This is a genomic window from Bradyrhizobium sp. JYMT SZCCT0180, from assembly GCF_018130165.1.
Taxonomy (GTDB): Bacteria; Pseudomonadota; Alphaproteobacteria; order Rhizobiales; family Xanthobacteraceae; genus Bradyrhizobium.
Map to the genome: position 1 here is coordinate 156,010 of NZ_JAFCLZ010000022.1, position 6,686 is coordinate 162,695.

At 57.2% G+C, this 6,686-nt stretch carries 5 protein-coding genes and 2 pseudogenes; 5 read left to right on the top strand and 2 right to left on the bottom strand.

The features are described 5' to 3' along the window. The first annotated feature begins 7 nt into the window (after positions 1–7). The 5 genes and pseudogenes from JQ641_RS29025 (at position 8) to JQ641_RS29045 (ending at position 5,247) form a co-directional block, all read left to right on the top strand. Positions 8–754 carry an SLOG cluster 4 domain-containing protein gene (locus JQ641_RS29025; RefSeq protein ID WP_211999289.1) on the top strand — a complete coding sequence of 249 codons (747 nt, stop codon included), beginning with the start codon at positions 8–10 and terminating at the stop codon, positions 752–754. Positions 755–1,264: 510 nt separating this feature from the next. Beyond that, positions 1,265–1,591 carry a hypothetical protein gene (locus tag JQ641_RS29030; RefSeq protein ID WP_211999290.1) on the top strand — a complete coding sequence of 109 codons (327 nt, stop codon included), beginning with the start codon at positions 1,265–1,267 and terminating at the stop codon, positions 1,589–1,591. A gap of 74 nt (positions 1,592–1,665) precedes the next feature. After that, positions 1,666–1,840: pseudogene (locus JQ641_RS38165) on the top strand (integrase core domain-containing protein); the annotation flags it as partial. 1,102 nt (positions 1,841–2,942) lie between these two features. Then, positions 2,943–3,224 (top strand): hypothetical protein, encoded by a 282-nt coding sequence (locus JQ641_RS29040; RefSeq protein ID WP_211999292.1) that lies wholly within the window; start codon positions 2,943–2,945, stop codon positions 3,222–3,224. 487 nt (positions 3,225–3,711) lie between these two features. Beyond that, positions 3,712–5,247 carry a ComEC/Rec2 family competence protein gene (locus tag JQ641_RS29045; RefSeq protein ID WP_211999293.1) on the top strand — a complete coding sequence of 512 codons (1,536 nt, stop codon included), beginning with the start codon at positions 3,712–3,714 and terminating at the stop codon, positions 5,245–5,247. Positions 5,248–5,550: 303 nt separating this feature from the next. On the opposite strand, the pseudogene JQ641_RS29050 reads toward JQ641_RS29045, so the two are convergent. Together JQ641_RS29050 and JQ641_RS29055 are read right to left on the bottom strand one after the other, a co-directional pair. Beyond that, positions 5,551–5,715 (bottom strand): annotated as a pseudogene (locus JQ641_RS29050) (IS3 family transposase); the annotation flags it as partial. 9 nt (positions 5,716–5,724) lie between these two features. Then, a partial coding sequence (locus JQ641_RS29055) for a hypothetical protein (RefSeq protein WP_211999294.1) occupies positions 5,725–6,686 on the bottom strand: 962 nt, incomplete at its 5' end.

The window sequence follows — 6,686 nt, forward strand, 5'->3', positions numbered from 1 at the left end:
TGTAGTTATGGCTCAGCGTCGCATTGTGATAGGCGCGATCGGGGGAGACAGGCACAAGGACGCCGCGATGGTGTTGGGCAAGGCGGTAGCAGAACATGGTTGCATTCTGCTTACTGGGGGAAAGCTTCGGGAAAGCGGTGAAGTCAAGGACGCTGCCATGTATGGTGCGAGTATCGCCGAGGCCACAGGTGCGGCAGCGCGGCTCGTCGGCATACTGCCGAGTGAGAAGAACAAAGAGCTTTGGGTCGCAACTAGCAGGCGCCTGTTTCTGGATACTGGCTTAGAACACAACGTCAGAAATGTAATCAATGGTCTTACGCCAGACGCGCTCGTGGTCTTTGGTGGCGGTAGAGGTACTCTGGCGGAGACTGCATTTGCAGTGGCTGCAAACAAGCCGATGTTTTTTTGTGATCTGCCGGCCAGCCGCGACAGGTTGATTAAAAATTTCAGCAAGTATTTCGTCGACGGCGAGAACAGCAGTACTGATGTTGATTTGTATCTTCGATCGCCCTTACAGGCCTATCACGATGCGTGGAAGCGTTCGCTTTCCGTCGATGATTTGAAAAGCGGACTGGATAATTTCTTGAAGACTGCGCCCACAGCTATTGCACCTGACGAGCTCGTGAAGGCATGTATTGCTGCGGCTAAGGACGCAGCGCGCGGCCCAACGGGGTTTCCAGGATTGCCTGACCATCCCGAGACGAAACCTCTATTTGAAGCGGTTATCAAACGCATATCGAGTCCATTAGACTAAGGTGACGGATCGATCCAAGAAAGGACGTGCCAATGGATCAGCATCGGGGCGAAATAGGCTCCCTGTCGGTTTGCATCGGCAAACCGTCCGCGGTCGTCCATTTTCGTTGTGACGCGGTGTTTCGCGATCGCGATGTGCAACGTGCCCCGGAGACGAAGCCGGTTGCGTTCCATTGTCTCGGCTGGTCGTCGCGGCTCCAAAAATGGCGGTCGTCTTGCTCGCGCGCTCGACCTAACTGGCGACGATCCGGTGCTGGTGCTGAAGCCTTCGGGTACCTTGAGGTCGGCGGTCAGCCTATGGGTGGTGGCAAGGGCACAGCACAAGTACGGGTAGCATCTGATGTACCAGCGATGCTGGTAGGTAGGGGGCGCGATCGTTTCCTGCGACCGGGGGCCTCAGGTTGCGGTGCCTGACCCAAGGCGCCTGAGTGTGTAATGGTCGCATTCTCTGAAGTAAAGTCGTCGGCTAGGGGGCAGTACGATTCGGCGCATGGGGAGGAGATGGAAGCGCATGTTCGAAGAGCAGATTGCATGGGGACGCGACATGATTCGTCGCCTCGAAGCCGAGAGTCGCCTCACCCAGTCAGAGCGAGACGCCCTGCCTTCACACCGGCGGGTGCCTAGGAAGGAAGACGATACTTGGCGGGAGACAATAGAGCAGAAGATTCAGTCGTCCTTCGGACCTGATACCTTCGCGCGCTACCAAGTTGCCTGGGATCTTCACGGGGAGGAACTCTGCAAAGAAGTCGACCCGTATACGTGCGCGTTGAGTGCTAGGTATCGGATCGTCGCGTTATTGGAAGAACTGGATTCTCGGGCGAAGCATCCTTCGACGTAGGTGACGAGACCGTTCGCTGAAGAAAGACGATCTCCAGAACGCGATGACTCTTGACGAGCCTGTCAATGCCACTTCCAACGATGGTCATCGGCGACGACGGGACTTAGCTTACGAGCATGGCCATCCTGCATTCGTCCCGGCTCGCCCCGATCGAGTGGCGCCACATCGCGCCCGGGCGAGCCTCACCAAAACGCCTTTGTGGAACGCTTCAATGGACGACTACGTGACGAGCGGTTGAACGAGACTTTGCTATGTCTTCAGTTGTGCAGCCCCAAAAGCGGTTTGTCATCTCGACACGCGCAAGACGATCGGCATGAGAGAGTCGGCAATGATCCATGGCCGGGTGTAGGCGTGATCGTCATCTGCGCGAGCGTGTCCGGGTTGGGCGCCGGCCAGCGCGCCTGGATGAGCTTCTTGCCCGCCGCCTCACGGGCCCATTGGCCTCGTAGAGGATATGGCACGTCACACGACGCCGACAGATCTTGGCGAGGTCGTGCGGAGGAGTCGTATTGGAGCTCCCAGGCGACTCATCGGAGTTGCCCAGACTGCGCATACAGGTACTCGCGGCCGAGCGTGACGGGCTTCCTTCCTTCTGCGTCGGGCATGTCGCTGGCTCGTGTGTGCTGGTTCGATGGGGGTAGCCGGCAGCGGCGCTTGAGGCGACGGCGCGTCTGCGCTGGCTTGATGCAAGGCGGTCAGAACGCCGGCGGGCCGGTCTGGCGCGGCGCCGCCGTGGGCGCCGGCGAGTATCGGCGCCACTAGCAAGCTACCGAGTGAACAAGTCTTCAAGCTAGGAAGCGATCAAGCTGACGAGCTATCGAGCGGGCAAGCCAGTGAGCGAGCAAGCTACCAAGCGAGCAGATGAGCAAGCTCGCAAGTCAGCTTGTTAGCAAGCTGACAAGCTAGCAATCCACCAAGATAGTAGCCGGCGCCGCGACCGGGGTCGTGCCTGCCGCGTGGCGAGCATTGCCCGGCCTGGCCGGCCGCCGACGGTCATCGGCCCGACCGGGCCGCCGCCGGCCGGGCCCGGCAAGGCGCCGGTTGCCGCGGGCTTGGGCCGGTTCACGAAGCCGAGTGCGGCGAGGGCTTGCGTTTCGCCGAAGTACCAGCCATTGTACCAGCATTCGTACCAGCGGCGTTGCCATCTGCACGAAACGCCTGCGAAATTGGGGTACGGAAGATAATTGGCGCAGAGTCCCTCCCTCTCCGCCAGTAAAGTCCGCATAACTATTTGATATTTTTTAATAATTTTTGGAAGGCGAGAAATAGATTCTCGCCACGAGCAGAATCTTCCGCCGCGTAAAGTATGGGGAGAGGTACGTGCCGTTGATTTTGACGGGAACCACGCGCCGTGATTCTGGTCGAATTCTTCGCGGTCAAGTTTGCCCGCTTCAAAATCTGGTTCGTCTGCAAACGCACGGTCTATAGCGACCTGTCCTTCATGGCGGCGGTTACGGCGCTGCCGTCGATCAACGCAACCGCGCTGTCCGGCATCGCCTTGGGCGGGTTGCTCACCTTCTTTGCCTTCATCGGCTTCGAGGATCTCGCCAACATTGTCGAGGAAGCCCGGGTACTCCACCGCGATATTCTGCGCGCCATGGTGCTGACGTCGGCTCCCATGACCCATGCGTGATCCACACTCGCACGCAAGGGGTCTCCCTTGGCGCACTCGCCGGTTTTCTCCAACGCGAACATGCGTTGGTCAGAAAACCGAGCGAACGCGTCGCCGCCGTCAGTCCGATTCGTACATGTCGGCGGCGATGCGTTCGCGCGCTGTTGCCCGAGGGAAAATTCCCCTGCCCGGGCATAAAACTATCGGCACAATTAAGGGTTGAACAGGAATATTTTGGCGGATAGGCTCTGTATCAGGCATGGGGTTAGTATCGCGTGATGGGGCTGCCGAAAGAAATCGAGGCCGTCCGCTCGGCGGCCAAGCTGGGGCTCCCTCCGCTGGAAGCTCGCATTGAGTCTCTCGAAGCAGAACTCTTTGTGCAGCGACTGCCGTACGCGGTGGCTAAGAAGCCAACGCAAGACAGAGACGAGATGTTCCGCCGGTCCCGCTCGCTTGCGAATTGAGGAATTCATACGGCAAAAACTCTGAGCATTTGAGGAAACCGATTATGCCCACAAAGTGCACCGTCAATGTCGACCTCGTTGACATCTGGGAGAAGCGTGAGCGCAAGGGCGAACTAATTCGCACCTTGGCCTGGGGCGATGAGGTGAGCGTCGTCAAGCAAACGGGAACCTATGCGGAGATAAACGCAGTTGAATTCTACGAGCAGAAAGACGGGAGCATCCTTCCCCGCAAACGCACAGCCTTCATCGAACCTCGCAAGAGCAGCAAGCTGAAGATCAGCGACATCCTCATACCGAAGAACAAGAACAAGGTCCTCAAGGTCAACTTCGTCGACGTTCAGCAGGGTGACGGCTCTGTTATCGAATCACCGCAGGGCAAGGTCATCCTTGTTGATGGCGGCGACAACCAGCTCTTCGCGCGATACCTCGCCTCGCGATTCCGCGGAACAACGAAAGCCAAGCCCAAGGAAATCGAATGCATTCTCGTGACTCACGGTGACGCGGACCATTTCGCGGGACTTCCCGAGATTCATGAGTCGGAATCAAATCCGAACCCACAGAAGCGGCTCTTCATCGCGCCCAAGCGCGTCTATCACAACGGCATCATTAAGAGGCCGTCTGCCAAGCCAAACAAAAAGAAGCGACCTGACGCCGAGCTTCTCGGCGCCACCAAGAAAAAAGATGGGAAACTCTATATAACGGGACTCGAAGATGATTTGCTCAAGGTCCCTGACAAGGAGATGAACCAGTTTTTCTTGAAATGGAAGAATGCACTCAAGGAATACAACAAGCGCAAGAAAGTCTCATTCAAACGACTGGAGATGGGCGACGACAAGGCCTTCTCCTTCTTGGATGACGAGGAGATCAAGATCGAAGTCCTCGGTCCGCTTACCGAGAAGATCTTCGGCAAACCCGCACTGAAGTTTTTGGGCACGCCTCCAAAGGGCCCGCGTATCGGGCATGAGTCACTGGACGTCGGCGAGCTCAACTCGACGGGAGCCTCCGCGTCCCATACCATCAATGGCCACTCCATCGTCTTTCGGATGACCTACGGGAAGATCAGCTACCTCTTTTCCGGCGATTTGAACGACGAAGCAGGTCGCATCCTGACGCGCGAACACAACCAAGGCACAATCAACCTCAAGGCCGAGGTTTTCAAAGTACCTCATCACGGTTCGGCCGATTTCTCGGGTGCCTTCATCCAGTCGGTCGCCCCCATCGTCAGCGTGGTCTCGAGCGGCGATGAAAATGCGCGGAAGGAGTATATCCATCCCCGCGCAACACTTGTGGGGGCGCTCGGCAAGTGGTCACGCGTGCCTGAACCGTTGGTGTTCGTTACCGAGCTCGTCGCTTTCTTCAACGTCGAGGGCTGGGCGCGGGTGACCGACAAGGCAAAAGACAAGAAACGTGGCGAGTTTTTCTCGTTCAGCCGCACTGCCTTCGGCATGGTCAAGACACGGACCGACGGCGAAAGGCTTCTGGTCTACACCGACAGCGGCAACGTCAAGATGAAGGAGGCATACGCGTATGCCCTCAACGATCTCGGCTTGCTCGACCCCGCCGTAGTTGTACGCGCCTAATTTAAACAAGCCGGCGCATTGGAGGCACACTATGGCTGATGAATCCAACTCCGTCATCTGGATCAAAAACAACGTCATCGCATTCTTCGCCAGCAAGTACCGTACTCTCGGCAACGTATCGACGTGGCCGTCTCGAAGAAACCGGCGATAAGGTGGATCAGTACATGGTTGGCTTATCAGTAAAGCTTAACGAGCTGCCAACCGCATCAAAGAGTAGCTTACCTTAAGCGACAGACTGAACGGTCGCGAAACTAGCACCTGAAATCGGTGGAATGAGCTGCTGCCGGTTTGACGGCCACCCGGTTAAGCTAATCCCACCTTGCGCTCGAGCTGGACGGAGCTGATGTATCCGATCGTCGAATGACGCCGGACGGCGTTATAGGATCGCTCGATGCGATCGAACACATCTGCTCTGGCCTCGTTCCTGGTGCGATAGGTTTTGCGCTCGGTGCGTTCGGTTTTCATGGTGACTCCAACCTAGCGGGTAAGGTCTGAGGATGTCCGCTTTACCACCTCGCTACCCATTTTCCGCTCGATCGCTCTCTCCAGAGAGCGTGCCACGATGATAGCCGATCGTTCGTCAAGATGTGCTCCATCGGTCCATCGGACCTCGTTGGATGGATAGTCCAATGATAACCATTTGCCGTGGTCGTGCCCAAAGACCTCTGCCATCGCAGACCGGCCCATCGTCATATGTCGGGACCGCGCGAATGCGGGGCCTAGAGGAAGTTCGTAAAAGAACACCGAAATGCTTTGCCTCTCGAGCGTTTCCACGATGTGCTTCAGTTCGGCTACATTTCGACGGATGATCTGATCGTGATCCGGACTATTCCACTCAGCCAGGATATCAGTGAGCACAACCGGGTTGTATTCGGGGGCTGGCGGCTTTCGTAGAATTGCCTCTTCTAAAGCCGATTGCTGAAGACGCACGGATTTTTCGTCTCTTTCAAGGCGCTGCCGATCGTCGAGCTTTCGCTGGTACAACGCGGCTAATGTGCGAAGGGGCCTGAAATTCATTGGTACGCGCGCAGGCTCCGCATTACTCGTGCGGACCCTCTCGACCATTGCCTGGTCGATACCGCGAGCAACAGTATTGGTCTCGATAGCTATGAGCCGCGGCCGAACAGCGGTCGCCGCCTCAATCATTGCTGCCCCGGTCAACGGGGATCCACCAGGCAGAGCCAGATTTCGAACGTAAAGTTTATGAAAAAACTCTTCGCGCAGGCCCACCGTGAACGAACTGCCCGTTAACGCGATCGGAGCAACCGGACTTTTGAGATAACGATCGGCAATCCTGGATTGCACTTCATCCGTCGTGGTCGAGGGAAAGTCCGGGATGTCATTGAAGAGCCGAGGAGCTACCCAGCACATTGCCAATACTGCGGCACATGCAGCGCTCGCCTTCACAAACCAGCTCATCGAGGTCGTACGGTCCATGT